The following is a 26,206-nucleotide window of genomic DNA, read 5'->3' as shown; positions in this document are numbered from 1 at the left end:
GGATTGGGGCGGATCAGCTTGTGATTTGACCTGTACCGGCCCCTTCGCGGGCACGCCCGCTCCCACAGGATCACCACAATCCTAAAGACTTGTGGTGATCCTGTGGGAGCGGGCGTGCCCGCGAAGGGGCCGGTACAGGTCAAATCACAAGCTGATCCGCCCCAATCCACCCGCCATCGAACTCATCCATGGCATCCAGCAAAGCCTCCTGGAAATACGCCAGCGACGCCCGGTCTAACAGCAGCTGCAACGCCGGCAACTCATCGCGTCCGACATTCACCACGATCACATTGATCCGCGCCGCCGACGTCTGCGCCACGGCACCGTGCGGAAACGCTTGCGCCCGCAGATCGACCCCGCACAACTTGGCCATCACCGCACTGCAATGCTCCCCCGACAATTGCAGCCAGGCATGGCTGTCCTGACGCGGCAGCAGATAGTTGCGCCGGGCATCCTGCACCCACGCTGCCTCTTCAGCGGCTACCCGTGCACCCTGGTCGGCAACGCTGCCCAGCAACAGGTACTCGCTGGCCGACAGGCGCGCGACCCAGCCCCCGTCATCCTGGCGCAAGGCCTGGTTGGGCAGCGCTGGCAAACGGTAGCCACGTTCCTCCAGATACGCCGCACTGTCACTGCCGCGAAACCCGACCCGCGCCAGTCCGGTCAGGTCGGTCAACCCACAGCTGTGCAACAGTTCGGCCCGCGGGCTGCATGGAATGAAGGCTTCAGCTTTGGTCATGGTTCAGAGTTCCTGGCGCAGGTTGTCGGGATCGTGGAAGGGCAGTTGCACCACCTTGGCATTGACCGTCACGCCGCCCTCCACGCGGATCGGGATGTGCATGCCAGGCGTCGCCTGATGGGCGCCGGCGTAGGCCAGGCCGATGATCTGCCCCAGGGTCTGCGAATACTCGCAGGAGGTGACGTTGCCGCTGATGTCCGGGCCGTCCAGCACCAGGTGGCCTTCCAACGGCTGCGGGCTGCCCTTGGGCAGGGTGAAACCGACCAGCTTGCGCTTGAGCGGCTGCGCTTCGAGGATCTCGATCGAGCGCTTGCCGATGAAGAACGGCTTCTTGCGGCCAATCGCCCATTGCATGTCGATCTCCGCCGGGTGGGTCATGCCGTCGGTGTCCTGGCTGATGATCACGTGGCCCTTTTCCAGGCGCAGCAGGCGCTGGGTCTCGACGCCGAACGGGCGGATGCCCAGCCCGGCACCGGCCTGCATCAGCGCGTCCCACAGGCGCTCGGCATGGCGCGCCGGCACGTGCATTTCATAACCCAGCTCGCCGACGAAGCCGACCCGCAGGATGCGCGCCGGAATGCCAGCCACCGTGCCCAGGCGCACACCCAGATAAGGGAAGGCGTCGGCCGACAGCTCGACATCGTCACACACCTTGGCCAGCACCTGGCGCGACAGCGGCCCGGCCAGGTTGACCGCGGCCAGGGCGGCGGTGACATTGGTGATGTCCACGTCCAGCCGCCACTGCGCGTTCCACTTGAGCATCTGCTGGTAGATGCGGTCGACGCCGCTGGTGGTGGCGGTGACGTAGAAGTGCTGCTCGGCCAGGCGCGCGCAGACACCGTCGTCGATCACCACGCCGTGCTCGTTGGTCATCAGCGCATAGCGGGTGCGGCCGATGGCCAGCTTGGCGAAACCGAAGGTGTACAGGCGCTCCAGCAGTTCGGCGGCGTCGGGGCCGCGCACGTCCAGGCCACCCAGGGTGGAAACGTCGATCAGGCCGACTTTCTCGCGCACATGGCGGGCTTCTTCCTGCATGCAGCGTTCGCGTTGTTCCGGCTTGCCGTAAAAGGCCGGGCGCTGCCAGATGCCAGCCGGCATCATCTTCGCGCCGGCTTGCAGGTGGCGGCGGTGCATCGGCGTCTGCCGGTACGGGTCGAAGGCACGGCCGGCGACATGGGCCAACTTCTCCGCCTGGAACGGCGGGCGGGCGGTGGTCACGCCGGTTTCGCTGATGCTGCGACCAGTGGCCTGGGCCACCAGGCGTGCAGTGGGCAGTGCCGAGTGGCGGCCCTGGGACGGGCCCATGCCGACCGTGGAGAAGCGCTTGACCAACTGCACGTCGCGGTAGCCGCTGCGGGTGGCGTTGACGATATCGCGTACCTGCAGGTCTTCGTCGAAGTCGACGAAGTCCTTGCCCTTGGGGTGCGGGAAGATCGGCCAGGGGAAGTTGACCTTGGCTTCGGCAACGTAGGCTGCCGGCGTTGCTGCTGGCAGGCCCAGTGCCGCGAGGGCTTCGGCGGCGCCGCGGCTGGCGTCGGTGAGCACGTTGTCCAGGCGGTGCCGGCCATTCACCGAACCGGCGATGTCCAGGCCGGCGGGCAGGTGGCTGATGGCGAACTCGTCACGGTTGACGTCATAGGCCAGCTTGCCACCGGCCTGGCACAGCAACTGATACACCGGCATGTAACCGGCGGACATGCACAGCAGGTCGCAGGCCACGCGCAGGCCGTGGTCACCCACCTTGCCCTGGCCGGTGATCGGGCGAATGTCCACGCCTGAGACGTGGCGCATGCCCGCTGCGTGCAGGGCTTCATAGACGGTACTGCCCAGGTGCAGGGGAATGGCGCGACGCTTCAGCTCGCTGGCCAGCGCAGCATCGGCGGGCGCGGCGCGCATGTCGACCAGGGCGGCGACAGCCACGCCTTGCTCCTGCAGGTCGAGCGCGGCCAGGTAGCCGTCATCGTGGCCGGTGAGAATCACTGCGCGTTGCCCCGGCTTGACCGCATACAGCTTCATCAGCCGCTGTGCGGCGCTGGTCAGCATCACCCCGGGCAGGTCGTTGTTGCGGAACACCACTGGCTGGTCGAACGACCCGGCCGCCACCAGGCAGCGGGTGGCGCGTACCTTGTACAGGCGCTTGTGCCGGATCACCGGCAGGTAGTTGTCGGTGAACCAGCCGTTGCAGGTGGCCTCGCACAGCACCTGGATGTTCGGGTGGCCTTCGACAGCGGCCAGCAGTTCCTGGCGCAGGCTGGCGGCGCGGATGCCGGCGATGTCGAAGCGGGCGTAGGTCAGCGAGCCGCCGAGCACCGGCTGTTGCTCGATCAGCAGCACCTTGGCCCCGGCATTGGCGGCGTCCAGCGCGGCGCGCAGGCCGGCCGGGCCGGCACCGATCACGGCCAGGTCGACAAACAGATAGGCCTTGTCGTAGTACTGCGGCCTGAAGCCGAGGTCGAGCACGCCGAGGCCGGCCTTCTTGCGGATCAACGGCTCCCACACCTTCCACATGCCCTTGGGCTTGTAGAACGAGCGGTAGTAGAAGCCCACCGGCATGAAGCGTGAGAACTTGCCCAGGTAGGCGTCGCGGTCGTGTTCCAGGCTGCCGTTGAAGTTCTGCCCGGCGACCACCTGGCCGTCACGGGCGGCCTCCAGGTCGGCCAGCACGTTGGGCTCTTCGGGTAATTGCACCAAGGTGTTGGCATCCTGCCCGGCCATGCTCAGCGGGCCACGCGGGCGGTGGTACTTGAACGAGCGCGACAGCAGCCAGCGGCCGTTGCCAAGCAGGGCGCTGGCAATGGTGTCACCGGCAAAGCCCGGGCAGGCCTGGCCGTCGAATTCGAAACGCAGGGGCCGCTCGCGGTCGATCAACAGGCCCATGGGTGCGGGGAGGCGAGTGAGGCTGTTCATCCGGCGATCTCCGGGGTGGCGGCGGGGGTGAAGTCGACGCGGCGGTCGAACAACTCTTTCGGGTCGAAGGTGCGCAGCACCTGGTCGCTGACGGTGTGGCGCTCGGCCAAGAACCAGTAGCTCGAGGCGTTGTGCAGCCACCACTCGATGACCACGCCGGCCAGGTTGTCGCTGTTGAACACGTAGTCGGCCCACTCGGCGTCAGTGCAGCTGGCCGGGTCGGGCATGGGCTTGAACTCGCCGCCGTAGGTGAACTCGCTGATGTTGCACGGGCCGTTCAAGGGGCAGGTCAGGATCTTCATCGTCGTGTGCTCCTAGTGGCTGGCCGCGGTGGCGCCCATTTCGTTGACTTGCTGGAAGCGGCTGAAGCGCTCCAGGGCGAAGGGCGCGATCAGCTCCGGGACCTTGCCGCCGCTGGCCACCAGCTCGGCCATGGTCTTGCCGCAGATGGGCGTGGCCTTGAAACCCCAGGTGCCCCAGCCGGCGTCGAGGTAGTAGTTGCCGACCGGCGACAGGCCCATGATCGGGCTGTAGTCCGGGGTCATGTCGGTGATCCCGGCCCACTGGCGCATCAGCTTGGCGTTGGCCATGAACGGGAACATCTCGATGGCGTGGGCCAGCAGGCTTTCCTTGAGGTCGAGGGTGGAGCGGGTGTTGTACAGCGGGTATGGGTCTGAACCGCCACCGAAGACGATCTCGCCACGGCTGGTCTGCTGCACGTAGCAGTGCAGCGCCGAAGAACTCACCAGTGGGTCGAGGAACGGCTTGAACGGCTGGGTGACCATGGCCTGCAGCGGGTAAGTGTGGATCGGCGCACGGATCCCGGCCTTGGCCAACAGCTGCGAACTGGCCCCGGCCACCGCCTGCACCACGCAGCCGCATTGCACGGTGCCGCGGTTGGTCTTGACCGCTTCGATGCGGCCATTGCGGATCAGCAGGTCCTGCACTTCGGTGAGCTGATGGATTTCCACGCCGCGCTTGGCGGCCTGCTTGGCGTAGCCCCAGGCCACCGCGTCGTGGCGTGCGGTGGCACCGTCGATGTGCCAGAGGCCCGCCAGCACCGGCAGATGGCCGGGGTCGAGGTTCAGGCTCGGCACCAGCTCGCGGATCTGCCGGCGGTCGATCATTTCGCTGCGCCCGCCGAAGTGCGTGTTGACCTCGGCGCGCTGGCGGAAGGCGCGCACGGTGGCGTCGGTGTGCGCCAGGGTCAGCTGGCCACGCTCGGAATACATGATGTTGAAGTCGAACTCGTTGGACAGGTTCTGGAACATCCGCACCGATTCTGCGTAGAAGCGCACACCCTCGGAGGTGAGGTAGTTGGAGCGGATCACGGCGGTGTTGCGCGCGGTGTTGCCACCGCCCAGGTAGGCCTTTTCCAGCACGGCGACATTGGTCACGCCGTGGTACTTGGCCAGGTAGTAGGCGATGGCCAGGCCGTGGCCGCCGCCGCCGATGATCACCACGTCATAGCGCGGCTTGAGTTCGCACGGTGGCGGCAGGTCGACCTCCACCGGGTAGTCGGCGCTCAGGCCGTATTTCAGCAGGGCGAAAGGCATGGGGTGCGCTCCGGGTGGGCGGCCTGTTGCTGCAGGTCGAGGGCGAGCAGGGTGTTCTTCAGCAGGTAGGCGATGGTCATCGGGCCGACGCCGCCAGGCACCGGGGTGATGGCGGCGACCTGGGGCAGGGCGGCAGCGAAGTCGACATCGCCGACCAGGCGGCTGTGGCCGCCTTCCTCGATGCGGTTGATGCCGACATCGATCACCACCGCGCCGGGCTTGAGCCACTCGGCGCCGATCAGCTTCGGCTTGCCGACCGCCGCGACGACGATGTCGGCCTGGCGGCACAGCGCCGGCAAGTCGCGACTTTGTGAATGCACCATGGTTACCGTGCAGTCAGCCTGCAGCAGCAGCGCGGCCATGGGTTTGCCGACGATGTTCGAGCGGCCGACCACCACCGCATGCTTGCCGCGCAGCTCGCCGCAGGCATCGCGCAGCAGGCGCATGCAGCCGCTGGGGGTGCAGGGCGTGAGCACGTCGCGCCCCTGGGCCAGGCCGCCGACGTTTTCGCTGTGGAAACCGTCCACGTCCTTCAGCGGGCTGATCGCCTGGAGAATGCAGTGCTCGTCGACATGCTGGGGCAGCGGCAACTGCACGAGGATGCCGTTGACCTCGCTGTCTCGGTTGAGCCGGTCGATCAGGGTCAGCAGCTGCGCCTGGGTGGTGTCGGCCGGCAGGCGATGTTCCAGCGAGCGAATGCCCACTTCCTCGGCGCGCAGTACCTTGTTGCGCACATACACCTGGCTGGCCGCATCGGCCCCGACCAATACCACCGCCAGGCCCGGCTGCACGCCGCCTTGGCGCAAGGTCTGTACCTGCTCGCGAACCTCGGCCAGCACCCGCGCCGCGGTGGCCTTGCCGTCGATCAGCTTGAGGCTGGGGAAGGCGTTCATTTGAAGATCACCGTGCGGTCGTGGTTGAGGAACACCCGGTGTTCGAGGTGGTATTTGACGGCGCGGGAGAGGGCGATGGTCTCGGTGTCGCGGCCGATCGCCACCAGGTCGTCGGGGGCGTAGGCGTGGTCCACGCGCTGCACTTCCTGTTCGATGATCGGGCCTTCGTCGAGGTCGCGGGTGACGTAGTGGGCAGTGGCGCCGATCAGCTTGACCCCGCGCTGGTAGGCCTGGTGATAAGGCTTGGCCCCCTTGAAGCCGGGCAGGAACGAATGGTGGATGTTGATCGCCCGGCCCGACAGCTGGCGGCACAGGTCGTCGGAGAGGATCTGCATGTAGCGCGCCAGCACCACCAGCTCGGTGCCGGTGTCCTCGACGATGCGCATCAGTGCGGCTTCCTGCTCGGCCTTGGTCTCCTTGGTCACCGGCAGGTAGACGAAGCGGATGCCCTGGCGCTCGGCCATTGGCCGCAGGTCGAGGTGGTTGGAGACCACTGCGGTGATCTGCATGTCCAGTTCGCCCTTGGCGTGGCGGTAGAGCAGGTCGGCCAGGCAGTGGTCGAACTTGCTGACCATCAGCAGCACGCGCAGTGGCCGGGCGCTGCTGTGCAGGCTCCAGTCCATGTCGAAACGCTGGGCGACATCGGCGAAGCCTGCTTCCAGCTGCGGCGTGTCACCATTCACGCCGGTGTTGTAGCGGAATACCGCACGCATGAAGAAGCGGCCATTGTCCTCGTCGTCGAACTGCGCCATCTCGCTGATGTAGCAACCGTGCTCGGCCAGGTAGGTGGTCACCGCCGCGACGATGCCGGACACGGCCGGGCAACTGACGCGCAGGATGAAGTGATCGGGAGCGGGGTGCATGTCGGATAGGCCTCGTGATGGAGTGGGGCAGGTCTGGCACAAGGGCAAAAGAGGTTTCGCGGCGGGCGAAGTGATGTTTCTTGATGGGAATATAAATTTCCCTTGGGCGATTTATAGGCGAAGCGAGGGCACGTGGTCCAGTGGTTTGTGAAATTTTTTATCCTGTCAGGAAAGTTTTTCTGAAGCGTTTACTGAGAGCGGGCCGGTGAAGCTATGCTTGCTCCATGAGCACCCCACCCCCTCTTCGCCAACCGTGCCCCCCTGGTGCCTGTGACTGCGGCCGCGAACACCTGGCCGAGCACCCGCCAGCGGCCCAGCGCATCCTCCTGCTCACCCGCCAGGAAGAAAAGCGCCTGCTCGAACGCCTGGAAAACCTCAAGGACCTGGAAGACCTGCAGCGCCTGCAGCTGAGGCTGTACGAAAACCTCGGCATCCGCGTGCACATCAGCCCCGGCTTCAACGAAGTGCGCACCATGCGCGGCATCGTCATCGAACTCGACGACCAGCCCGGCCTGTGCCGCAAGACCCGCCAGTCGATCCCGGCCGCGATCCGCCGGGGCCTGGAGCGTAATCCGCAGGTGGCGTTCCGCTTGCTGGATACGCATGACCTCTTGCGTGACACCTGAGGAACATGCCGGCGCGTTTTTTGTAGGAGCGGCCTTGTGTCGCGAAAGGGCTGCGAAGCAGCCCCCAGCAATATCTGCGGCGAAGCTGAAATCTGGGGCCGCTTCGCGACCCTTTCGCGACACGAGGCCGCTCCTACAGGGATTCTCGGCAGAGCCGTTAATTTTTCCGCAGCGCCCTACGTCTACCTGAGAACTTCCCTGCGCCAGGCGCGCAGTGGCATCCATCACTCAAGGAGACAGGCAATGACTTCCGTATTCGACCGCGACGATATCCAGTTCCAGGTAGTGGTCAACCACGAAGAGCAATATTCCATCTGGCCAGACTACAAGGCCATTCCCGAAGGCTGGCGCGCCGTGGGCAAGAGCGGCCTGAAGAAGGACTGCCTGGCCTACATCGACGATGTCTGGACCGACATGCGCCCCTTGAGCCTGCGCCAGCAGATGGCCGCAGCTGCCGCCCAGTGACCGCAATCAACCTGCTGTGCCTGCCGTATTCCGGGGCCAGTGCCATGGTCTACAGCCGCTGGCGGCGCAAGCTGCCGGCCTGGCTGCAGGTGCGCCCGGTCGAATTGCCCGGGCGCGGCGCGCGCATGGGCGAGCCGCTGCAGACCGACATGCAGGCACTGGCCCGGCAACTGGCCAACGAGCAACGCCTGGCCGCCAACGCGCCTTATGCCTTGCTCGGCCATAGCCTGGGCGCACTGCTGGCCTTCGAACTGGCCCACGAACTGCGCGCGCTGGGCTGCCCGCCGCCGCTGGCGCTGTTCGCCTGCGGCACGGCAGCGCCCACCCGGCGCGAGGATTACGACGGCAACAACTGGCGCGACCCCAAGACCGATGAGCAGCTCAAGTCCGAGCTGCGCGAGCTCAATGGCACGCCGGAGGAGGTGCTGGCCAATGCCGAGCTGATGAGCCTGACCTTGCCGACCTTGCGCGCCGACTTCCTGCTCTGTGGCCGTTACCTTTACCGTCAACGGCCGGCCTTGCAGTGCCCGCTGTACGTGCTCGGTGGCGAAGCGGACCGGGCCAGCGCAGAGCAACTGCAGGCCTGGCGCCAGGAAACCCTCGGTGATTTCTCGCTGCAGATGTTCCCCGGCGGCCACTTCTTCATCCACGAGCATGAGGACCGGGTGCTCGGTACGCTGACGCAGGCCCTTGAAGCGCATCGGCTTTCTGCCTGATTGACGGCGCCGCCTGCCTGGGGGAGGCTAGGCCTTTTCCCAGGCAAGGGGCAGACAATGCTGATCGAACATCACAAGGCCACGCTGCTGGTCGTCGACATCCAGGAAAAACTCATCGGTGCCATGAGCGACCCACAGGGTACCCGCGCCCGAGCGCGCTGGTTGCTTGCGGCCTGCAATGACCTGGAACTGCCGATCGTGATCTCCGAGCAATATCCCAAAGGCCTGGGCCACACCTTGGCGGAGCTTACAGCAGTCGCCCCGGCAGCCGAGGTGGTGGAAAAGACCCATTTCTCCTGTGTGGCCGCCAAGTGCCTGCCGGCCAGCCTGATGGCCCGTGAGCAGGTGATCGTCTGCGGCATGGAAACCCACATCTGCGTGCTGCAGACCGTGCTCGGCCTGCTGGGCCTGGGCAAGCAGGTGTTCGTGGTCGAGGATGCCTGCGACAGCCGCACCCCGGCCAACAAAGCCGCAGGCCTTGCGCGCATGCGCCAGGCCGGGGCGCAGGTGGTGACCCGGGAAATGGTGCTATTCGAGCTCATGGGCAGCGCCAGCCACCCGCAATTCCGCCATATCAGCAAAACCTACATGGTCGGTGAGCAGCCCTGAACGGCCGGCTGTTGGCGGCAGGACTGATGGCCCTGGCGCTGCTGCAAGGGTGCGCGGGGCGCCGCGAGGAAGAACCCGAGGCCGACCCGGCCAAGGTGCGCGCCCAGCTGCTGCGCCTGCTGCCGGCCCAGGCCAAGGACCGCGAAGGCTGGGCCAAGGATATCCAGGTGGCGTTCGAGGCCCAGCGCATCGCACCGAGCAAGCGCAACCTGTGCGCGGTGCTGGCGGTGACCGAGCAGGAGTCGACCTTCAACGCCGACCCGCAGGTGCCCAACCTGGGGCGTATCGCCCGTGAGGAAATCGACCGCCGAGCGGCGCGCCTGCACATTCCCGGGCTGCTGGTCGACGGCGCCCTGAAGACCCCGTCCGGCAATGGCCAGAGTTATCAGCAGCGCCTGCTGGCGGTACGCAGCGAGAAGCAGCTCAGCGCGCTGTACGACGAGTTCATCGCGCGCCTGCCGTTGGGCAAGACGTTGCTCGGCGGGTTGAACCCGGTGCACACCGGTGGGCCGATGCAGGTCAGTATCGAGTTCGCGGAAAAGCACGCCAAGGATTATCCCTACACCTATGACGGCACCATTCGCCAGGAAGTCTTCAGCCGCCGTGGGGGCATGTACTTCGGTATTGCCCATTTGCTCGGCTACCCCGCGCATTACGAGCGCCAGCTGTACCGCTTCGCCGATTTCAACGCGGGTTGGTACGCCAGCCGCAATGCTGCGTTCCAGGCGGCGTTGAGCAAGGTCACGGGGGCGGACCTGGCGCTGGATGGCGACTTGATCGCCCCAGGTTCGATCATGCCCGGCAGCACCGAGCAGGCGGCGCGCAAGCTCGGGGCCAAGCTGGGGCTGCGTAACCCACAGATCCGCAGCCAGCTGGAGCTGGGCGACAGCCTGGCGTTCGAGGACAGCAAGCTGTACAGCGGGGTGTTTGCCCTGGCCGATGCGGCAGCAGGCAAGCCACTGCCGCGGGCGGTACTGCCGGGGATCGAGCTCAAAAGCCCGAAGATTACCCGCAAGCTGACCACCGCGTGGTTTGCCGGGCGGGTGGATGAGCGCTATGAGCGGTGCATGAACCGGTAGACCTCACTGGCTTCTTCGCGGGCATGCCCGCTCCCACAGGATCTCCACAGGCCTGAGGCTTGCACAAGACCTGTGGGAGCGGGTTTACCCGCGAAGAGGCCGGTACAGGCGACATCACCCTTCGCTGAGTGCCCCGACCACCTGCTCGACACTGACCTTGAGCCCAGCCACCGCATCCTCCGGATCACTCTCCACCACCAGCAACTTCGCCCCGGCCGCCTCGATCACCTTGGCCACTGCCGGCTCCGGCTGCCGATGGTCCAGCACCAGCGCCACATCCTGCCCCTTGAGGTTCTCAACCAGGGCCTTCAGCGCCGCCTCATCCCACTTGCCATCCGCCGGCAACGGCTGCTCCACCACATCCAGGTTCAAGCCGCTGGCCAGATACCCCAGGCGTTCGGACAGGCTGACCACACTCAGGTTGTCGACCTTGGCCAGCTGCGTCTGGCTGCTGGCGGTCAGCTCCAGCAGCTGGCGCTTGAGCCCCGCCAGGTTGCCCTGGATCCGGGCCTTGTCGGCGGGTGCCAGGCGCTCAAGGTCATTGGCCAGCACATCGGCCATGCGCCCCAGGTTGGTCGGGTTCAGCCAGGGGTAGGCGCCATAGGCGTCATCGCCACTCACGGCGATGCCCGGCAGTGCGCCGTCCACCGGCCGCGCGGCGTCGATCTCGACGATGCGAATGTTGCTGCGCCGCGCCATCGGGTACAGCGGGTCGTCACGCCAGATCGAGCGCACGCCGATCACCGCGTCGGCCTGCTGCGCGGCCTTGGCCAATGCAGCGCCACCACGGCTGCTGAAGTACGCCGGCTGGCGACTGGCCGGCAGGTTGGCCGGTGCGGCGCGCATAAGCTGCACGGCGGTGCCATCGAGAAGGGCGCTGGCCAGGCTGTGGGTCACCGGCAGGGTGGCCAGCACTTGCGTGGCCGAGGCGAGTGCGGGCAGGCCGGCGAGGGCGACGGCCAGGGTCAGGTGTTTCAGGTTCATGCCGGGTTTCCTTGCAAGCGAGGGACGAGGGCGCGGGCCAGCGCGGCGAGGGCGAAGCAGATGCCGGCGACCAGAATGATCGCCGCACCTGAGGGCACCGGCAGATCGAGGACGATCGGCAGCAGGATGCCGAGCAGTGTGCTCAGGGTGGCGATCAGCACCGAGACGAAGAAAAACCCCTTCAGCGACTGGCTGACCAGGCGCGCTGCCGCCGCCGGGATCACCAGCAGGGCACCGACCAGTATCGCCCCGATCACCTTCACCGAGGCCACCGTGACCAGGGTCACCAGCACCACGAACAGATAGTCCAGGGTCTTCACCGCCACCCCGCGCACGGCAGCCAGTTGCGGGTTGAAGCTGGCCAGCATGATGCGGTTGTACAGCGGCAGGGCCAGGGCCAGCACCAGCACCGCGACGATGCCCAGTACCACCAGGTCCTGGGCACTGACGGTCAGTACCGAACCGAACAGCACGTTCTCGAGGATATGCACGTTGATCTTGCCGGCCAGCATCAGCAGCAAGCTGGCGCCGAGGGCCAGCGACACCGAAAGGAACACGCCGATCAGCGTGTCCGGCGACAGCCCGGTGCGGTTGCGCAGGAAGTTGAGCAGGATGCCGAACAGCAGGCAGTAGCCGAACAGGCTGCCATAGGGGCCGGTATACGGTTCGCCGAGCAGGATGCCAATGGCGACACCGGTCAGCGCGGCATGGCCGACCGCTTCGGAGAAGAAGGCAAAGCGCTTGACCACCACCAAGGTGCCGAGGCCGCCCAGTACCGGGCCGATCATCAGGCCGGCCAGCAAGGCATTGATCACGAAACCGTAGGCCAGCGCCTCCGGCAGGTAGCCAGCGCCGGCCCATTCCTGGACCAACTGGCGGAATGCTTCGAAGCTCATCAGGCAGGGCTCTCGCTGCGGGGGTGGACGGAGAACAGGCTAAGCAGGCGCTCCGGTGTCAGCGCCAGGGCGGGTGGGGCGTCGAACAGCACCTGGCGGCTCAGGCCGGTGACCCGGTCGGCCAGGCGCAGCACCGCTTCCAGGTCATGTTCGATCCACAGCACCGTGGTGCCGGCCTGGCGCCAGCCCTGCAATAGCTGTTCGAATACCTGGATACCCGCTTCGTCGAGCGCCGACATCGGCTCGTCGAGCACCAACAGTTGCGGTTCTGGAATCAACCCCTGGGCCAGCAGCACGCGCTGGCGTTCGCCGCCGGACAGCGCGCCCATGCGCCGCTTGCGTTTGTCGAGCATGCCGACCCGCGCCAGCGCCGCATCGATCGCCGGCTGCACCCGGCGCGACAGACCGAGGAATGCCGGGCGCCGCTGGCACATGGCAGCCATGAAGTCGTCCACGGTCATCGGCAGCCCGCGGTCGAATTCCAAGGCCTGCGGCACATAACCGATCACCTGCTGCGCGCCTGGCCAGTGCAGGCTCAACTGGCCCTGATGCGGCATCTGCCCGAGCAGGGTCTTGATCAGCGAGCTCTTGCCGCCGCCATTGGGGCCGACAATGGCATGCACGCTGCCCGCGGCAACGCTGAACTGCACCTGCTCGAGAATGCGCGTGCGGCCCAGGGTCAGGTCGATGCCAGCAAATTCGATACGTGGTCCGCCGGGCGCCGTGAGGTTGGCGGCGGCGGTCATGCGCGGTTCTCCTGGATGGCGCGGACCACGGTGTCGAGGTTGCGCTTCATCTCCACTTCGTATTTGTCCTTGGTGTATTCGCCGTAGGAAATGTGCGTCAGCGGATACAGGCGCACGCCGGATTCGCGCTGGATGGTTTCGACATAGGCCGAAGGGAAGTCCATCTCCGAGAAAATCACCTTCACGTCCAGCGCCTTGAGCTGGTCGATGGTCTTTTTCAGCTGCGCCGGGCTCGGTTCGATGCCATGAGCGGGCTCGACCACCGCGGTCACTTCCAGGCCGAAATCACGCACCAGATAGTCGTAGGCAGCATGGATGGTGGCCACGCGGAAGGTGGCGCCGGGCGCCTCGGTCACCTTGGCCAACGCCTCGGCACGCAAGGCGCGCAGGCGCTTGGCGTAGGCGCGGGCGTTCTGCGTGTAGAACTTGGCGTTGTCCGGGTCGAGCTTGCCCAGCTCGCGGGCGATGTTGTTGACCTGGGCGATGGTGGTACTGATCGACAGGAAGGTATGCGGGTTGACCACCTTGCCGGCGCCACGTGCGGCGATGCCGGTGGCCGCCAGCAACGGTACGTTCTGGTTGGCTTCGATGGTCTTGATGGCGGGCTTTTCGCTGGCGGCGATCATGCGGTCGGCGAAGTCGTCATGGCCGACGCCATTGAGCACCACCACGTCCAGCGTGCCGATGCGCTTGATGTCCTCGGCGCGGGGCTCGTACGCATGGGGGTTGAAGCCTGCCGGAATCAGCGGCACCACTTCGGCCTTGTCGCCGACGATATTGCTCACGTAGCTGTAGTAAGGGTGCAGGGTGATGCCGATGCGCAGGGGCTTGCCGGTGTCGGCCAGGGCCAGCGCCGGAAGGGCGCAGGCCAGGAGCAGGGCGAGGGTTTTGCGGAACATGGGGAGTCCTTGGGTTCAATGGCGGTGTTCGCGGGTGACCCCGGCGTCGTAGTGGCTGACTACCTGCTGCCAGCTGGCGGCGATCAGCGCGGCCTGGCCGAGGTCGTCGGGGCGCACGGCGGCGTTGTCGCGGCGCAGCCAGATGTCGACCTCGGCGCTGTCAGCCGCAGGCAGAATCATCAGGAAGCTGCCTGCCACGTGCGGCGCCTGGCTGCGGCCCAGATAGGCACCGGCCGGCAGCCATTGCCACTGGTGGTTGCCACGGCTCTGGCTTCCCGCGTCTGCCACGAACGGTGGCAGGCCTTCCTCGGCCAGGGCCTCGACGCTGGGCGTGGCGGCGCTTTCCTCACGCAGCAGCTGAATTTCGTCGAACGCCACGCGCAGGTCGGTATAGATGCCTTGTTCGGCAGCGCTCAGGTCGCGGCGGGCGTCGATCTGGTGGCTGGCAATTGCCTGCTCATCGTCGCGTTCGCCGCGCAACAGGACCACGCTGGCGGCGAGGGCGACGATCAACAGGCTGACCAGCAGCACGTAGAGGGTTTCGTGCCCCGCACCGGCCGGGCGCACCACCTGGGTATGGCTCATGGCTGGGCTGCTCATGGCTGCGCGATGTCGGCATGGTCGACTTCCACGACATGGCCCGGGCCTGCGTCAAACAGCACGTAGAACTCGCCGTCAGGGCGTTTGAAGGTCAGGCTCGAGTCGTCACCGAGCTTGCCGCCGACCAGCACCTGCTCGTCATAGCCGATCACGTCGAGGGTCACTCCTGGCGCGCCGCTGCCGTCGGAAAAGCCACCGGTGCATTTCACCTGGCCACCCGCCACTTCCTCGCACTCGCACATCGGGTTGTGGGCCAGGGCCGGGCCTGCGGCCAGTACCAGCAAGGGCAGGGCGAGCCTGCGCATCAGGTGTTTCATGGTTTGCCTCCTTGTTTTTCGAGCCAGGCCACGGTGGCTGGCGAAGCCTTGGCCAGGGGCACGGATGCCTGGTGGAGGCTGCCGTCCCAGCCTTCGAGGGTGATCCAGATCTGCGCATCGGCGGGGGTGCGCGGTGGTATGGGCAGGTTGGTGATCATGCGGTACGGCGCACCAAAGAAAATGGTGCCGGCGGTGCGCAGGCTGCGCGGCTTGCCGATGCGCAGGTAGACCGCCTTGACCTCATTCACGCAGGCCTTGCACAGCGCTGCGTTGAACAGCTTGAAATGGCCGGCGGGGCCATCGGCGCGCGGGGCCTCGTTGCGCAGTTCGGCGAGGTCGAGGCGGTAGGGACCGACCTGAATGTCGCTAATCGGGTTGGCACCGAGCCCGGCGTCGCCACGGAACAGCCTGACGTCGGCGAAGTACTTGGGCATGAAGCCCAGGGGGATGAGGATCAGCAAGATGTTCAGGTGGAAGCGCCACTTCAGCCACCATTGCTTGAGTGGGCGTGTGGGCAGGGCGTGGGCCTGGCTCATGGGCGGGCCTCCAGGGTGGTTTCGCGGCTTGCGTTGCGCGGTGCGCGCTCACTGCGCTTGAGCGCCGCGGCGGTGGCCTGGGCGGTGCGTTTGGTCCAGATCAGCAGGCCGCTGAACACCATCAGGGTCAGGACCAGGCCGAAGAAGAACCACACCAGCTTGATCGGCAGGCCACCGAAGTCGCCGGTGTGCAGCGGGCGCATGGACTCGGTGACGAACTCCAGGGCCGAGCGGTCGCTGAGCAGGAACTGGCTGTCGACCTGGCGGGTATAGGGGTTGACCGAGGCGCTCTGGAACATCAGCGGGTACCAGCCACGCCCGCCCATCTCGATGTGGCTGTAGGCGTTGGCCGGCAGCGAGACGGAGGTGATGTCCAGGCTCGGGATGGCCAAGCCGGCGATACGTGCGGCCTCGTCCAGGTCGATGCGCGGCGCGGGGCTGCCATCGACGGTCTGCGGCACCTGCTCGCGGGCGATCACCGGCACGATCGGCTCGCTGGAAATGGTGATGTGGTTGTCGGACAGGAGCGCCCGGATCAGGAACCAGATGCTGGTGATGGCAATGACCGCGATGAACCAGATCGACCAGACCCCGGCCAGGCGGTGCAGGTCACCCCAGAATATGCGCGCGCCATGGCCGGTGCGTACCGGTTTGAAGAAGCCTTTCCAGAACTTCTTGTACACCACCAGGCCGGTGACCAGCGATGCCAGCATCGGTAGGCCGAGCAGCGACACCATGTACCAGCCCCAGCTGAAGCCATGGGTGAACGGCACCAGCCACCAGCCATGCAGGGCGCGGGTGAAGGCTTCGAAGTTGAAGTCCGGCATCTTGCCCTGGATGGTCCCGGTATACGGGTTGACGTAGAGCATGGGGCTGGCGCCATCGGCGTAGGTGACCCGTGCCGTGAGTGCGAAGTGCGAGCCGTCCGGCTGGCTGAGCGAGTTGACGGCCATGTCTGGTTCGGCCTTGTGCAGGGCATCGAGCACTTGCTGGAAGCTCAGGCGTTCGGCGTTGTCGTCGGGCTTGCTGGCACGCACGTCGGGGTTGGCCAGCCAGACGATCTCCTGGCTGACCACGGCCAGCATGCCGGTGAAGCAGACGATCAGCACGAAGAACCAGATCGGCAGGGCGAGCCAGCTGTGGACCAGGAACCACAGCTTGGACTTGGATTTTTTCGGGGATTTGGCCATCGGTCCGTCTTCTGAAAAGGTGGGCGAGCACAGGCCCAACCAAAGGGGGCTGCTCTAGAAAGGACGAATGAGAATGAAAATCCTGCTGGATTAAGTGCAAGCAAATGTTTCAGAGGGCATAAATGCCGACAGGGCGCTCATGGCGCCCTGTCGGTGGGTGTGCAGCGTGAATCAGGCGCTGGTCAGGGCCACGGCGGGGTGTGTCATGCCCTGCTGGCGAGCCAGGTCGTGGTACAGCGCCTGGCCGATCTCTGCGGCACGGGAGGGCAGTACCGACAACAAGGTGTCGCTGAGGCCGTGGCTGTTCTCGCAGAAGCCTTGCAGGTAGACCGAAGCCTGCAGGTCGGGGCTTGCCAGTACCCGGTAGTTGCGGTCGACGCTGAAGTCTTCCACGTAGTTGGCCAGCGGTGCCAGCAGGTCGCGGTGCGAGCGGCGTTCGTAGCCAGTGGCGAGGATCACCGCGTCGTAGCGGTGGGTCTGCTGCTGGCCGGTGGCCAGGTCGCGCAGGGTCAGTTCGATGCCGTCGCGGGTGGCCACCACCGCTTCCACCTGGCGGCGGCACAGCACGTTGTGGCGGAACTGGTGGGCGACCTTCTGCCGGTAGAGGATGCCGTAGATGCGCTCGATCAGGTCGAGGTCGACCACCGAGTAGTTGGTGTTGTGGTACTCACCGAGCAACTTGGCGCGTTGGTCGGCCGGTTCGTTATAGACCAGGTCGGTGTAGTCAGGGGAGAAGATCTCGTTGACGAACGGGCTGTCATCGGCCGGCTTGAGGGCGGAACCGCGCAGCACCATGTCGACCTTGACCGACGGGTAGCTGTCGTTGAGGTCGATGAAGGCCTCGGCGGCGCTCTGGCCCGAGCCGATCACGGCAATGCGCATCGGCTTGCCGGCCGTGCACGGCAGTTTGTTCAGGCTGCTCAGGTACTGGGAATGGTGGAAGACCCGTGGATCATCCTTGAACGCACCGAATTTTTCCGGAATCTTCGGGGTACCGCCGCTGCCGACCACCACTGAGCGCGTTCGCCGGCTGAATTCCCGGCCCTGCCCATCGCGCGAGACCAGGCGCAGGTGCTCGACGCGGCCGGCCTTCACTTCAGGCTCGATGCGCAGCACTTCTTCGCCGTACACCGCCTGGGTGGCGAAATGCTCGGCGGCCCAGCGCAGGTAGTCGTTGTACTCCAGGCGGCAAGGGTAGAAGGTGCCGAGGTTGATGAAGTCGGCCAGGCGCTGCTTCTGGTGCAGGTAGTTGACGAAGCTGTACGGGCTGGTCGGGTTGCGCAGCGAGACCAGGTCCTTGAGGAACGAGATCTGCAGTTCGCTCTGGGTGGCCAGGGTTTCGCCGTGCCAGCGGTATTCCTTCTGCTTGTCGATGAACAGTGCATCGAGGGCGTGGCCCTGGCTCTGGGCGAGTTCTTCCAGGGCGATGGCCAGGGCCAGGTTGGACGGGCCGAAGCCCACGCCGATCAGGTCCTTGATAGTTTCCGGGTGTGCAGACTGGCTCATGGCTGCGATTCCATAATGGGTCGAATGTGGGCGCATGCCGGGGCTCCGGCGCCTGCGCTTGTACATTGGGTGGAACGAGCCAGGGACAGGGGAATTTACTGCGTGGCAGGGGGGGCTGCCCAGTGGGGCTAAAGGTCTGCCACTGTCGGCCGATATGCAGGTCAACTCAAGGACCCATTGCAACGCAGGGAGAAAGACATGGTAGGTATCGCAGCAGTCAGCATCAGCAACGCTTCGGCCCAGGCGGCCAGCACCCTTCAGGCCAACGACAGCGAAAAGACCGCAGCTGTCGTTTCGACACTGCAGGTCGACACCTCGAAGGTTCGCGGTGACAAGCAGGCCCAGGCGACGGGCGGGGCGCAGGGCAGCAGCGAAAGTGAAAGCAGTGAGCCGGCGCACATCAAGCAGCTGCGCGAGATGATCAGGAAGCTGCAGCAGCAGATGGCGGAGGAGCAGAAGCAACTGGCCAGCCTGATGGCGCAGAAGGGCGATGACCCCGCCAAGATGATAGCAATCACTGCCAAGCAGGCCAGCATCGCCACCCTCAGTGGCCAGATCATGACGGCGAACGCGCAGCTGCTCAAAGCGCTGCAAGAAGCTGGTGGCAGCAGTGCCGGCAGCGTGGTCGACACCCAGGCCTGAACCCGACTGCGCCGACCTGTGGGTGCGGGAAAGCCCGCTCCCACAGGTGATCTACTGGCCTCAGGTTACTCCGACGCCAGGCGCCCCTTGCTGTGTTTGTCCGACTTGTACTGCATGGCCACGGCCGGCGCCGGCTTGGTCGCGCCGGTCTCCAGCCATTGACGCATGCGGGTGGCGTCGGCGAAGTGGGTGTACTTGCCGAACGCGTCGAGAATCACCATGGCCACTGGGCGGTTGTCCATCTTGGTCAACAGCACCAGGCAGTGGCCGGCATCGTTGGTGAAACCGGTTTTGGTCAGCGTGATGTCCCAGTTGCTCTTGTTCACCAGGTGGTCGGTGTTACGGAAGCCCAGGCTGTAGTTTGGCTTGCGGAAGGCCACGGTCTTTTCGCGGGTGGTCGACAGCTCGCTCAGCATCGGGTACTTGCGCGATGCCATCAGCAACTTGGCGAGGTCATGGGCGGTGGAGACGTTCTGCGTCGACAGGCCGGTCGGCTCAACATAGCGGGTGTGCGCCATGCCCAGGCTGCGGGCCTTGGCGTTCATCGCCTTGATGAAGGCCGGGTAGCCGCCCGGATAATGGTTGGCCAGGGTGGTGGCGGCGCGGTTCTCCGATGACATCAGGGTGATCAGCAGGGTTTCCCGGCGGTTAAGCTCGCTCCCCAGGCGCACACGCGAATACACGCCTTTCATGTCCGGGTTGTTGGCGATGGTCATGGTGAGCATCTCATCCATGGGCAGCTTGGCATCCAGCACCACCATCGCCGTCATCAGTTTGGTCACCGAGGCAATGGGCACCACACGGTCGGCGTGGTTCGAATACAGTTCCTGGTTGGTGTTCAGGTCGATCAGCAGGGCGCTGCCAGACGCCAGGTGCAGCTTGGACGGGTCGCGTTGGACCTGGGTCGGGGGTTGTGCAGCAGCGGTCGACGGAAGGGTCGCAGTACCTGTGAGCAACAGCAGCAGGCTGAGGATGGACAGGGATGTTTTCACGTTGAGGCTCACTAAAGGTTGGTATGTCGTTGGCTGTGCAAGGGTTTTCCCCCAAAAAACCGATGCATTGTGGAGTATGGCCGAAGTGCTGTCGATTGCTCGTTGAGCCGCCCCCACGAAATGAAAAAAGCTTCATGCTGTATCGGTTTTTCTGGCTCCGTTCGTCGGTTCGCCCAGGCAAAAAAAGACCCGCCAACGGGCGGGTCAGAAGAGGCGTAGGGAGCAACGCACAACAAATTCGGTCAAGCGATCAGGCAATTGGCCTGCAACTGTTCAGCCAGGGCCTGGGCCGAGGCGCGGGTAACCAGCGGGCCGCTGAGGGCCTCGCCATTGCTCACCAGGTACCAGCAGGCCAGCAGGCCTTGCTCGCGCAGGGTGGCGGGGACGGCAGTGCCGACGACTGACATGATCTGAATAGTGGCCATGGGGACCTCCTGTGAAACATGGCCCTACCTTACGCAGCAGCCGACAACGTTTGAAATCAACACGCTCAATAGTGCTCATCAGTTTTATCAACGGTCACCAGCGTGGCGGGCCGTAATACACCGGTGGCGGGCCATAGTAGGGGCGGTACACCGGTGGCGGCGGTGCCGGCACGTAGTACGGTTGGTAGTACACCGGCTGCGGCGGAGCCTGCACGTACACCGGCGGTGGCCCATAGTAGGCGGGTTGGCGTTCGACATAGACCGTGCGGTCGCGGCCGCCATATACCGTCGCCCCGACCACGGCCCCGACCACGGCGGCGCCGAGCAGTGGGCCGGGACCATACCAGCCATGGCCGCCGCCATCATGGGCTGAGGCTTGCCCGCTGATGGCCAGGGCACCGACCAGCAGGGCGATTCCGGGGAGATGACGGTTCATGAGACTTCCTCGCAAGGTAACCCCACGCTTGGGGCCTTATTACTATGACTCCGGTCTCTGTAAACCGAGCACAGGGAAACGGTAAAGGTTGTGTAAGGGACGACCAGTGGTTGCGTCTGGTACGCTGCACAAACGTTTCAGTTATGAAAAAGGAGCAGGTTATGGCGACAACTCCCAGCAGAGACACCGTGTTGTGCATTTCCCTGGCCGGGCGGCCTGGCACCTTCGGCGTGCGTTTTCATAATCACCTCTACCAGCAGCTCGGGCTGGACTACTACTACAAGGCCATGACCACCGACGACCTGCCGGCAGCAGTCGCCGGCATCCGTGCCCTGGGCATTCGCGGTTGTGGCGTGTCGATGCCGTACAAGGAAGCCTGCATGGCGCTGGTCGATGAAATCGACCCGTCGGCGGCGGTGATCGAGTCGGTCAATACCCTGGTCAACGATGCTGGCCATCTGAAGGCCTACAACACCGATTACCTGGCTGTGCGGCAACTGCTCGCGCAGCACCAGGTCGACCCTGCCACCGCGTTTGCCCTGCGCGGCAGTGGCGGCATGGCCAAGGCGGTGGCCAGTGCCCTGCGCGATGCCGGGTTCGGCGAAGGCCTCATCGTCGCCCGCAACGAGCAGGCCGGGCGGCAGCTGGCAGATGTTTGCGGGTATCGCTGGGTGGCCGAACTGGGCGACCTGTGCCCGCCGATGCTGGTGAACGTGACGCCTATCGGCATGGCTGGCGGGCCGGAGGCCGATGAGCTGGCGTTCAGCGAGAATGCCATTGCGGCGGCCGAACGGGTATTCGACGTGGTGGCGATGCCGGCGCGCACGCCGCTGATCCAGCGGGCCGAGGCGCTGGGCAAGCCGGTGATTACCGGGCTGGAAGTGATCGCACTGCAGGCCCTGGAGCAGTTCGTGCTGTACACCGGGGTGCGGCCAACCCGTGAGCAGGTTGAAGCGGCGGTAGCCTATGCGCACGCCGCTCCTGCAGCAAAATGACCTTACCGGTCAGAAGGCTTTGTGCCCCTTGTCCAACTGTTCATCCACCAATGCCCGGCCATGGGCCAGCGACACATGCTGTGCATTCTCAAGGTCCGAGAAGAACTTCATCGGCATCGACAGCCGCTTGCTGGTGTGCCCCTGTGGATCGGTGATCAGGCAACCGGCGGCATAGGGCAGGGGGGAGTCGGGGTGGGGCATCACACTGGCGGTGATGGTGTGGTCGCGGTATTCACAGTGAAGAGATTGCATCGTCCTTACCTCGCTGTGGCATGTGAAGCAGTTACCTTCATATACCACAGCAAGGGGCCGGGAGTTCCCGGCCCGACGAGCGCGAGCTGACGGCGATCAGCCCTTCAGTTCGGTCGGCTGGATCACTTCCACCCAGTAACCGTCCGGGTCCTTGACGAAGGCCAGGTGGTTCATGCGGCCATCTTGCAGGCGCTTCTGGAAGGGGACGTCGAGGGCTTCGAAACGGGCGCAGGCCTCGCGCACGTCTGGCACCGAAATGCAGATGTGGCCAAAGCCGCGCGGGTCGGTGTTGCCGTTGTGGTAGGCGAACTCCGGGTCGTTCTCGGTGCCGTGGTTGTGGGTCAGTTCCAGTACGCCCGGGATCGACTTCATCCACTGGTGGCGCGCGGTGTCGTCGGCAGGGATCTGCGCCGGGTCGACCAAGGCCAGGAAGTACAGGCTGAAGGCCGCTTCAGGGAAGTCACGCTTGTCGACCAGGCGGAAGCCCAGCACGCGGGTGTAGAAGTCCAGCGATTTCTCGATGTCCTTGACCCGCAGCATGGTGTGGTTGAAGACGAACTGGGCAGTGGCGGCGTCTGGCTGCGCGGTGACGCCAGGCAGGGTTTGCAGATCGTGCAGGCTCATGGGTACTCCAGAGACGGGGCTGGCAACCAGGTGCCAGCGAAACAGACAGGGGGCCATGATACGGCAGTGAAGCGTTTGCGCAAATGAAAGCGCCCTGCTCGGGGGAGCAGGGCGCCGGAATTAGAGGCCCGCATGTGCGGGCGCGTGATGGGGTCGCTAGTCCTTTAGCTGTCTCGATACTGCTGCAGCGGTTGTGAAAAAAGTGTGAAGTGGGTGTTGACGTTTCATCAGCGAACCCAGCTCTCCACAGTAGCGGCCCCATACTGTTCTTTCCACGCCTTGAGGCCGCGGTGGTTGCCGCCTTTGGTTTCGATCAGCTCGCCGGTATGCGGGTTTTCGTAGACTTTCACCACGCGCGGGCGGCGCTGCTGTTTCGGTGCACTGGCAGCGCCACGGGTAACCGCCTTCGGGTCGAGGATAGCGATGATATCGCGCAGACTTTTGTCATAGCTTTTCATCAGGCCGACTAGTTTCTGCTCGAATTCGATTTCGCGTTTGAGGCCGGCATCCTTTTTCAGCGCCTCCAGTTGCGCCATCTGTTCCTGGAGCGCTTTTTCGGCAGCACGAAACTCTGCAAGTCTGGACACTGTAATCACTCCTGTACGTCTTCCGTGGCAGGGCGTGACGAACATTGATAAGGACTAAACGCCAGCCACGCGGGTGGGCAAAACTGTTCGCTGACATCGAGTGTAGACACTTGCAGGACTTCGGTAAACCGCAAACTTTTTATAAGTAATCGGGAACTTTCCAAGTTTTCCGGGCGGTAATTCAGGCGAATTTTCGATGCGTCTTCGAAGGGATCTAGACCATGGTCCAATAGCCTGTGGCAGAGCGGTTGGGCGATGATTTCAGATGATGGTCGACGCATGTTCGGCCGCGACGCATTAGCGTGGCGCAGCTGCGTCACGATTCGTTTTTTTCGCCTTTCTTGTGGATGTTCCCTCGCATGTTTTCCCCCCTTCCTCTCGCCCCCGGGCGCCGTGTTGCCGGCCTGTTCCTCATGTGTGCCGGTGCGCAGGCTCAGGCCGCCGGTTTTCTTGAAGACGCTAGTGCCAAGGTCGAAGCACGCAATGTCTATTTCAACCGGGATTTTCGTGACGGCCACAGCAGTTCCAGCCAGGGTGCGTCAAAACGTGAAGAGTGGGCGCAAGGCTTCATTCTGAATGTGCAGTCGGGTTATACCCAGGGGCCGGTCGGTTTTGGCGTGGATGCACTGGGCATGTTAGGGATCAAGCTCGATTCCAGCCCGGCCGACAGTAACAGTGGTTTGCTGCCATCTTCCGGCCACGACCCACGGCACTCCGCCGACCAATACGCGAAGATGGGCCTGGCGGCCAAGGTCAAGGTGTCCAACACGGTGCTGAAGTACGGTTCGATGATGCCGGACGTACCGCTGTTGAAATACAACGATGGTCGCCTGCTGCCTACCATGTTCCACGGCGCGATGCTGACCTCCGAAGAAGTGCGCGACCTGAAGTTCACCCTGGCCCGCCTGAACCAGTACACCGCGCGTGATTCCACCGACCGCCAGGATATTCGCGTGCACTGCAAGAACAAGCGCTATGCCTGCGATATCGAAGCCGACCACTTTGACCTGGCCGGCCTGGACTACCGTTTCAATGACCGTTTCAGTGCCCAGTATCAGGTCGCCAAACTGGAAAACATCTACCGCCAGCATTTCCTTGGGCTGGTCGCCAGCCAGCCGCTCGCCGTCGGTAGCCTGTCGGCAGACCTGCGGTTGATCAAGAGTGATGACATCGGCAACGCCCGCGCCGGTGAGATCGACCACCGTGCCTTCAGTGGCATGCTCGGCTACAGCCTGGGTGGGCACAAGATCAGTGCCGGCTGGCAGCGCATGTACGGCGAAAGTGCCATGCCGTACCTCGATGGCAGCAACCCGTACCTGGTCAACTACGCCCAGGTCAACGACTTCGCCGCCGCCCAGGAGCGCTCCTGGCAGCTGCGTTACGACTACGACTTCAAGGCCCTTGGCGTGCCCGGCCTGAGCTTCTTCACCCGTTACATCAACGGCGACCACATCAAGGTGCCGGGCAGCAATGCCGAAGGCAAGGAATGGGAACGCGACACCGAGCTCAAGTACCAGGTGCAGAGCGGCACCTTCAAGGATGTCAGCGTGCGCCTGCGTAACTCCACCTACCGCAGCAACTACGAGAAGTGGGCGCGGGACATGGATGAGACGCGGGTCATCGTCAGCTATAACTTCTCTATCTTCTAAGTTGAGGTACCGGGCGGTGCCATGAAAGACGTTCTGTTGATCGGCATCGGCCCGGGCGACCCGCGGCAGATCACCGTCGAGGCGGTCGAGGCTCTGCGTCGCGCCAGCGTGTTCTTCGTGCTCGACAAAGGCGCCGGCAAGGATGAGCTGGTGCGCTTGCGCAAGGCGATCCTCGAGCGATACCGGCCCGAGGGTGGCTACCGCCTGGTGCAGGTGGCAGACCCGCAGCGTGACGCCGAGGCGGTCGACTACGCAAGTGCGGTGCACGACTGGCACCGCCAGCGCGCCGCGCTGTATGCCCGGTTGATCAGCGAAGAGATGGGCGCCGAGGATATCGGCGCCTTTTTGCTATGGGGCGAGCCGAGCCTCTACGACAGCACCTTGCGCATACTTGACCTGGTCCGCGAACGCGGTGTGGCGCTGCGCCTGCAGGTGATCCCCGGCATCAGCAGTGTGCAGGCCCTGGCGGCACGGCATCAGATCCCCCTCAATCGCGTTGGCGAGCCACTGACCGTGCTGCCAGGGCGGCGCCTGGCCGAGCAAGGGCAGGTGGACAATGTGGTGGTGATGCTCGATGGGCAGTGCGCGTTTGCCACGCTGGAGGATCCGGCGCTGGTGATCTACTGGGGGGCTTACCTGGGCACCGAGGATGAAGTGCTGATCGCCGGGCCATTGCAGGCGGTGAAGGCGCAGATTCTGGAGGTGCGCGAGCGGGAGCGGGTGCGCATGGGGTGGATCATGGATACCTACCTGCTGCGGCGGGAGCTGTGAGGTGGGTTGCCTGTACCGGCCTCTTCGCGGCTGAAGCCGCTCCCACAGCTACAGTGCAAGACTCGAGGCCTATGATATCCCTGTGGGAGCGGCTTTAGCCGCGAAGCAGGCGCCGCCGACCTCAAGGCGTACCCAGAATCTCCACCACCTTGTCGCGCAACTGGTCGATGCTGAACGGCTTGCCGATCATGTGCATGCCCTCCGGCACATCGAAACTCTCGGCATAACCACTGGCAAACAGTACCGGCAGCAACGGCCGCAACGCACGGGCCTTGGCTGCCAGCGCTTCACCGCGCATGTCTGGCAGGCCCACGTCGGTCACCAGCAGGGCCAGTGGCTGGCTGGCGTCCTCGATCACCCGCAGCGCTGCCGTGGCATTTTCTGCCTCGAGGGTGCTGTAGCCCAATTCGTCGAGCACTTCGACCATCAGCATACGTACGATGTCGTCGTCTTCGACTACCAGAAGGTGCATGGTGGGTTTCCTGTTGAAAAAGACATGTTTCTACTCTGTGCGCCAGGCAGTGACAGAAGTTCCCGAGGATACCGACTGCGCCATGTCGATGGAACGATTCTCACATGCAGCCTTCAAATACTGGCTAAATGCCCTGCCGAAGCCGCCCAAGCGGGTTAGACTCGTTTGTTGACCGGTGAGCGCAGCGGCAGAGGACAACAGGCTTCAGCCGCCACTCTTTATCAATGGACCTTT

The 26,206-nt window shown here is 64.7% G+C and carries 31 protein-coding genes; 9 read left to right on the top strand and 22 right to left on the bottom strand.

The genetic code is table 11. From position 1 onward, the window contains the following. Positions 1-139 precede the first annotated feature (139 nt). From J7573_RS11550 to purU, 6 genes are read right to left on the bottom strand one after another with little or no spacing between them, the layout of a single operon-like run. Complete coding sequence (locus J7573_RS11550) at positions 140-739, bottom strand: sarcosine oxidase (protein WP_294334774.1); 600 nt, start codon at positions 737-739, stop codon at positions 140-142. Positions 740-742: 3 nt separating this feature from the next. Further along, complete coding sequence (locus J7573_RS11545; protein ID WP_294334772.1) at positions 743-3,646, bottom strand: 2Fe-2S iron-sulfur cluster-binding protein; 2,904 nt, start codon at positions 3,644-3,646, stop codon at positions 743-745. Continuing rightward, the gene (locus J7573_RS11540; RefSeq protein ID WP_294334770.1) at positions 3,643-3,948 is read right to left on the bottom strand and encodes a sarcosine oxidase subunit delta; all 306 of its coding nucleotides are present in this window, start codon (positions 3,946-3,948) and stop codon (positions 3,643-3,645) included. The genes J7573_RS11545 and J7573_RS11540 overlap by 4 nt, the downstream gene beginning before the upstream one ends. 12 nt (positions 3,949-3,960) lie before the next feature. Beyond that, the gene (locus J7573_RS11535) at positions 3,961-5,202 is read right to left on the bottom strand and encodes an FAD-dependent oxidoreductase (protein ID WP_294334769.1); all 1,242 of its coding nucleotides are present in this window, start codon (positions 5,200-5,202) and stop codon (positions 3,961-3,963) included. After that, positions 5,184-6,095, bottom strand: coding sequence for a bifunctional methylenetetrahydrofolate dehydrogenase/methenyltetrahydrofolate cyclohydrolase FolD (gene folD, locus J7573_RS11530; protein WP_294334767.1), 912 nt, complete (start codon positions 6,093-6,095; stop codon positions 5,184-5,186). Before folD ends, J7573_RS11535 begins: the two co-directional genes overlap by 19 nt. Beyond that, a complete protein-coding gene (gene purU, locus J7573_RS11525) occupies positions 6,092-6,958 on the bottom strand; it encodes a formyltetrahydrofolate deformylase (protein ID WP_294334766.1) in 867 nt (288 codons plus the stop codon). Before purU ends, folD begins: the two co-directional genes overlap by 4 nt. A 224-nt stretch (positions 6,959-7,182) precedes the next feature. On the opposite strand from purU, the gene J7573_RS11520 reads away from it, so the two are divergent. The 5 genes from J7573_RS11520 (at position 7,183) to J7573_RS11500 (ending at position 10,453) form a co-directional block, all read left to right on the top strand. Further along, positions 7,183-7,584: a hypothetical protein gene (locus tag J7573_RS11520; protein WP_294334764.1), complete on the top strand. Its 402-nt coding sequence runs from the start codon at positions 7,183-7,185 to the stop codon at positions 7,582-7,584. 243 nt (positions 7,585-7,827) lie between these two features. Further along, positions 7,828-8,049 carry an MbtH family protein gene (locus tag J7573_RS11515; RefSeq protein WP_294334763.1) on the top strand — a complete coding sequence of 74 codons (222 nt, stop codon included), beginning with the start codon at positions 7,828-7,830 and terminating at the stop codon, positions 8,047-8,049. Continuing rightward, the gene (locus J7573_RS11510) at positions 8,046-8,765 is read left to right on the top strand and encodes an alpha/beta fold hydrolase (protein WP_294334762.1); all 720 of its coding nucleotides are present in this window, start codon (positions 8,046-8,048) and stop codon (positions 8,763-8,765) included. Before J7573_RS11515 ends, J7573_RS11510 begins: the two co-directional genes overlap by 4 nt. 57 nt (positions 8,766-8,822) lie before the next feature. After that, entirely contained in the window at positions 8,823-9,374 is a 552-nt protein-coding gene (locus J7573_RS11505; RefSeq protein ID WP_294334761.1) for a hydrolase, read from the top strand. Positions 9,375-9,400: 26 nt separating this feature from the next. Next, positions 9,401-10,453, top strand: a complete 1,053-nt coding sequence (locus J7573_RS11500; RefSeq protein ID WP_294334760.1) for a DUF1615 domain-containing protein — start codon at positions 9,401-9,403, stop codon at positions 10,451-10,453. A gap of 114 nt (positions 10,454-10,567) precedes the next feature. Here J7573_RS11500 and J7573_RS11495 read toward each other — a convergent pair whose 3' ends face one another. From J7573_RS11495 to J7573_RS11455, 9 genes are all read right to left on the bottom strand, one after another. Then, positions 10,568-11,437 (bottom strand): zinc ABC transporter substrate-binding protein, encoded by an 870-nt coding sequence (locus J7573_RS11495; RefSeq protein ID WP_294334759.1) that lies wholly within the window; start codon positions 11,435-11,437, stop codon positions 10,568-10,570. Beyond that, positions 11,434-12,333, bottom strand: coding sequence for a metal ABC transporter permease (locus J7573_RS11490; protein WP_294334758.1), 900 nt, complete (start codon positions 12,331-12,333; stop codon positions 11,434-11,436). Before J7573_RS11490 ends, J7573_RS11495 begins: the two co-directional genes overlap by 4 nt. After that, positions 12,333-13,079: a metal ABC transporter ATP-binding protein gene (locus J7573_RS11485; RefSeq protein ID WP_294334756.1), complete on the bottom strand. Its 747-nt coding sequence runs from the start codon at positions 13,077-13,079 to the stop codon at positions 12,333-12,335. The genes J7573_RS11490 and J7573_RS11485 overlap by 1 nt, the downstream gene beginning before the upstream one ends. Next, positions 13,076-13,978: a metal ABC transporter substrate-binding protein gene (locus J7573_RS11480; protein ID WP_294334754.1), complete on the bottom strand. Its 903-nt coding sequence runs from the start codon at positions 13,976-13,978 to the stop codon at positions 13,076-13,078. Before J7573_RS11480 ends, J7573_RS11485 begins: the two co-directional genes overlap by 4 nt. A gap of 15 nt (positions 13,979-13,993) precedes the next feature. Further along, positions 13,994-14,563 carry a DUF6162 family protein gene (locus tag J7573_RS11475; protein WP_294334752.1) on the bottom strand — a complete coding sequence of 190 codons (570 nt, stop codon included), beginning with the start codon at positions 14,561-14,563 and terminating at the stop codon, positions 13,994-13,996. Between the two features lie 11 nt (positions 14,564-14,574). Further along, entirely contained in the window at positions 14,575-14,895 is a 321-nt protein-coding gene (locus J7573_RS11470; protein WP_079227566.1) for a hypothetical protein, read from the bottom strand. After that, the gene (locus J7573_RS11465; protein ID WP_294334750.1) at positions 14,892-15,431 is read right to left on the bottom strand and encodes a thiamine pyrophosphate-binding protein; all 540 of its coding nucleotides are present in this window, start codon (positions 15,429-15,431) and stop codon (positions 14,892-14,894) included. Before J7573_RS11465 ends, J7573_RS11470 begins: the two co-directional genes overlap by 4 nt. Further along, positions 15,428-16,621, bottom strand: a complete 1,194-nt coding sequence (locus J7573_RS11460) for a PepSY domain-containing protein (RefSeq protein WP_294334749.1) — start codon at positions 16,619-16,621, stop codon at positions 15,428-15,430. The genes J7573_RS11465 and J7573_RS11460 overlap by 4 nt, the downstream gene beginning before the upstream one ends. Before the next feature lie 171 nt (positions 16,622-16,792). Next, complete coding sequence (locus J7573_RS11455) at positions 16,793-18,127, bottom strand: SidA/IucD/PvdA family monooxygenase (RefSeq protein ID WP_294334747.1); 1,335 nt, start codon at positions 18,125-18,127, stop codon at positions 16,793-16,795. A 198-nt stretch (positions 18,128-18,325) separates the two neighbouring features. Here J7573_RS11455 and J7573_RS11450 point away from each other — a divergent pair, with 198 nt between their 5' ends. Beyond that, positions 18,326-18,769 carry a hypothetical protein gene (locus tag J7573_RS11450; RefSeq protein ID WP_294334746.1) on the top strand — a complete coding sequence of 148 codons (444 nt, stop codon included), beginning with the start codon at positions 18,326-18,328 and terminating at the stop codon, positions 18,767-18,769. Between the two features lie 65 nt (positions 18,770-18,834). On the opposite strand, the gene pbpG is transcribed toward J7573_RS11450, so the two are convergent. The 3 genes from pbpG to J7573_RS11435 all read right to left on the bottom strand — a co-directional run bounded on the left by pbpG (position 18,835) and on the right by J7573_RS11435 (position 20,622). Beyond that, positions 18,835-19,761, bottom strand: a complete 927-nt coding sequence (gene pbpG, locus J7573_RS11445; protein WP_294334743.1) for a D-alanyl-D-alanine endopeptidase — start codon at positions 19,759-19,761, stop codon at positions 18,835-18,837. Between the two features lie 242 nt (positions 19,762-20,003). Further along, positions 20,004-20,186, bottom strand: a complete 183-nt coding sequence (locus J7573_RS11440) for a hypothetical protein (RefSeq protein WP_294334741.1) — start codon at positions 20,184-20,186, stop codon at positions 20,004-20,006. A gap of 94 nt (positions 20,187-20,280) precedes the next feature. Then, positions 20,281-20,622, bottom strand: a complete 342-nt coding sequence (locus J7573_RS11435) for a hypothetical protein (RefSeq protein ID WP_294334739.1) — start codon at positions 20,620-20,622, stop codon at positions 20,281-20,283. A gap of 161 nt (positions 20,623-20,783) precedes the next feature. On the opposite strand from J7573_RS11435, the gene J7573_RS11430 reads away from it, so the two are divergent. Further along, complete coding sequence (locus J7573_RS11430) at positions 20,784-21,617, top strand: shikimate 5-dehydrogenase (RefSeq protein ID WP_294334738.1); 834 nt, start codon at positions 20,784-20,786, stop codon at positions 21,615-21,617. Positions 21,618-21,626: 9 nt separating this feature from the next. Here J7573_RS11430 and J7573_RS11425 read toward each other — a convergent pair whose 3' ends face one another. From J7573_RS11425 to J7573_RS11415, 3 genes are all read right to left on the bottom strand, one after another. After that, entirely contained in the window at positions 21,627-21,869 is a 243-nt protein-coding gene (locus J7573_RS11425) for a hypothetical protein (RefSeq protein ID WP_060513305.1), read from the bottom strand. Positions 21,870-21,965: 96 nt separating this feature from the next. Then, positions 21,966-22,493, bottom strand: a complete 528-nt coding sequence (gene gloA / locus J7573_RS11420; protein ID WP_054883228.1) for a lactoylglutathione lyase — start codon at positions 22,491-22,493, stop codon at positions 21,966-21,968. A 227-nt stretch (positions 22,494-22,720) separates the two neighbouring features. Continuing rightward, positions 22,721-23,080, bottom strand: a complete 360-nt coding sequence (locus J7573_RS11415; protein WP_103447938.1) for a histone-like nucleoid-structuring protein, MvaT/MvaU family — start codon at positions 23,078-23,080, stop codon at positions 22,721-22,723. Between the two features lie 359 nt (positions 23,081-23,439). Here J7573_RS11415 and J7573_RS11410 point away from each other — a divergent pair, with 359 nt between their 5' ends. Together J7573_RS11410 and cobF are read left to right on the top strand one after the other, a co-directional pair. Continuing rightward, a complete protein-coding gene (locus J7573_RS11410; protein ID WP_294334734.1) occupies positions 23,440-24,729 on the top strand; it encodes an OprD family porin in 1,290 nt (429 codons plus the stop codon). A gap of 21 nt (positions 24,730-24,750) precedes the next feature. Further along, positions 24,751-25,500 carry a precorrin-6A synthase (deacetylating) gene (cobF, locus tag J7573_RS11405; protein WP_294334733.1) on the top strand — a complete coding sequence of 250 codons (750 nt, stop codon included), beginning with the start codon at positions 24,751-24,753 and terminating at the stop codon, positions 25,498-25,500. Between the two features lie 121 nt (positions 25,501-25,621). Here the strand turns inward: cobF and J7573_RS11400 are convergent, their stop codons facing one another. After that, the gene (locus J7573_RS11400; RefSeq protein ID WP_294334732.1) at positions 25,622-25,972 is read right to left on the bottom strand and encodes a response regulator; all 351 of its coding nucleotides are present in this window, start codon (positions 25,970-25,972) and stop codon (positions 25,622-25,624) included. Positions 25,973-26,206: the final 234 nt, after the last annotated feature.

Origin of the sequence: Pseudomonas sp. (assembly GCF_017744435.1) — a bacterium.
Classification (GTDB): domain Bacteria; phylum Pseudomonadota; class Gammaproteobacteria; order Pseudomonadales; family Pseudomonadaceae; genus Aquipseudomonas.
Note: the sequence above shows the minus strand (reverse complement) of the source record. Positions and strands in the feature narration are given on the sequence as shown.

Excerpts from the sequence above, each read along its gene's own strand:
- J7573_RS11550 (WP_294334774.1), bottom strand. The coding sequence starts at position 739 with ATGACCAAAGCTGAAGCCTTCATTCCATGCAGCCCGCGGGCCGAACTG.
- J7573_RS11545 (WP_294334772.1), bottom strand. The coding sequence starts at position 3,646 with ATGAACAGCCTCACTCGCCTCCCCGCACCCATGGGCCTGTTGATCGAC.
- J7573_RS11540 (WP_294334770.1), bottom strand. The coding sequence starts at position 3,948 with ATGAAGATCCTGACCTGCCCCTTGAACGGCCCGTGCAACATCAGCGAG.
- J7573_RS11535 (WP_294334769.1), bottom strand. The coding sequence starts at position 5,202 with ATGCCTTTCGCCCTGCTGAAATACGGCCTGAGCGCCGACTACCCGGTG.
- folD (WP_294334767.1), bottom strand. The coding sequence starts at position 6,095 with ATGAACGCCTTCCCCAGCCTCAAGCTGATCGACGGCAAGGCCACCGCG.
- purU (WP_294334766.1), bottom strand. The coding sequence starts at position 6,958 with ATGCACCCCGCTCCCGATCACTTCATCCTGCGCGTCAGTTGCCCGGCC.
- J7573_RS11520 (WP_294334764.1), top strand. The coding sequence starts at position 7,183 with ATGAGCACCCCACCCCCTCTTCGCCAACCGTGCCCCCCTGGTGCCTGT.
- J7573_RS11515 (WP_294334763.1), top strand. The coding sequence starts at position 7,828 with ATGACTTCCGTATTCGACCGCGACGATATCCAGTTCCAGGTAGTGGTC.
- J7573_RS11505 (WP_294334761.1), top strand. The coding sequence starts at position 8,823 with ATGCTGATCGAACATCACAAGGCCACGCTGCTGGTCGTCGACATCCAG.
- J7573_RS11500 (WP_294334760.1), top strand. The coding sequence starts at position 9,401 with ATGGCCCTGGCGCTGCTGCAAGGGTGCGCGGGGCGCCGCGAGGAAGAA.
- J7573_RS11495 (WP_294334759.1), bottom strand. The coding sequence starts at position 11,437 with ATGAACCTGAAACACCTGACCCTGGCCGTCGCCCTCGCCGGCCTGCCC.
- J7573_RS11490 (WP_294334758.1), bottom strand. The coding sequence starts at position 12,333 with ATGAGCTTCGAAGCATTCCGCCAGTTGGTCCAGGAATGGGCCGGCGCT.
- J7573_RS11485 (WP_294334756.1), bottom strand. The coding sequence starts at position 13,079 with ATGACCGCCGCCGCCAACCTCACGGCGCCCGGCGGACCACGTATCGAA.
- J7573_RS11480 (WP_294334754.1), bottom strand. The coding sequence starts at position 13,978 with ATGTTCCGCAAAACCCTCGCCCTGCTCCTGGCCTGCGCCCTTCCGGCG.
- J7573_RS11475 (WP_294334752.1), bottom strand. The coding sequence starts at position 14,563 with ATGAGCCATACCCAGGTGGTGCGCCCGGCCGGTGCGGGGCACGAAACC.
- J7573_RS11470 (WP_079227566.1), bottom strand. The coding sequence starts at position 14,895 with ATGAAACACCTGATGCGCAGGCTCGCCCTGCCCTTGCTGGTACTGGCC.
- J7573_RS11465 (WP_294334750.1), bottom strand. The coding sequence starts at position 15,431 with ATGAGCCAGGCCCACGCCCTGCCCACACGCCCACTCAAGCAATGGTGG.
- J7573_RS11460 (WP_294334749.1), bottom strand. The coding sequence starts at position 16,621 with ATGGCCAAATCCCCGAAAAAATCCAAGTCCAAGCTGTGGTTCCTGGTC.
- J7573_RS11455 (WP_294334747.1), bottom strand. The coding sequence starts at position 18,127 with ATGAGCCAGTCTGCACACCCGGAAACTATCAAGGACCTGATCGGCGTG.
- J7573_RS11450 (WP_294334746.1), top strand. The coding sequence starts at position 18,326 with ATGGTAGGTATCGCAGCAGTCAGCATCAGCAACGCTTCGGCCCAGGCG.
- J7573_RS11440 (WP_294334741.1), bottom strand. The coding sequence starts at position 20,186 with ATGGCCACTATTCAGATCATGTCAGTCGTCGGCACTGCCGTCCCCGCC.
- J7573_RS11435 (WP_294334739.1), bottom strand. The coding sequence starts at position 20,622 with ATGAACCGTCATCTCCCCGGAATCGCCCTGCTGGTCGGTGCCCTGGCC.
- J7573_RS11430 (WP_294334738.1), top strand. The coding sequence starts at position 20,784 with ATGGCGACAACTCCCAGCAGAGACACCGTGTTGTGCATTTCCCTGGCC.
- J7573_RS11425 (WP_060513305.1), bottom strand. The coding sequence starts at position 21,869 with ATGCAATCTCTTCACTGTGAATACCGCGACCACACCATCACCGCCAGT.
- gloA (WP_054883228.1), bottom strand. The coding sequence starts at position 22,493 with ATGAGCCTGCACGATCTGCAAACCCTGCCTGGCGTCACCGCGCAGCCA.
- J7573_RS11410 (WP_294334734.1), top strand. The coding sequence starts at position 23,440 with ATGTTTTCCCCCCTTCCTCTCGCCCCCGGGCGCCGTGTTGCCGGCCTG.
- cobF (WP_294334733.1), top strand. The coding sequence starts at position 24,751 with ATGAAAGACGTTCTGTTGATCGGCATCGGCCCGGGCGACCCGCGGCAG.
- J7573_RS11400 (WP_294334732.1), bottom strand. The coding sequence starts at position 25,972 with ATGCACCTTCTGGTAGTCGAAGACGACGACATCGTACGTATGCTGATG.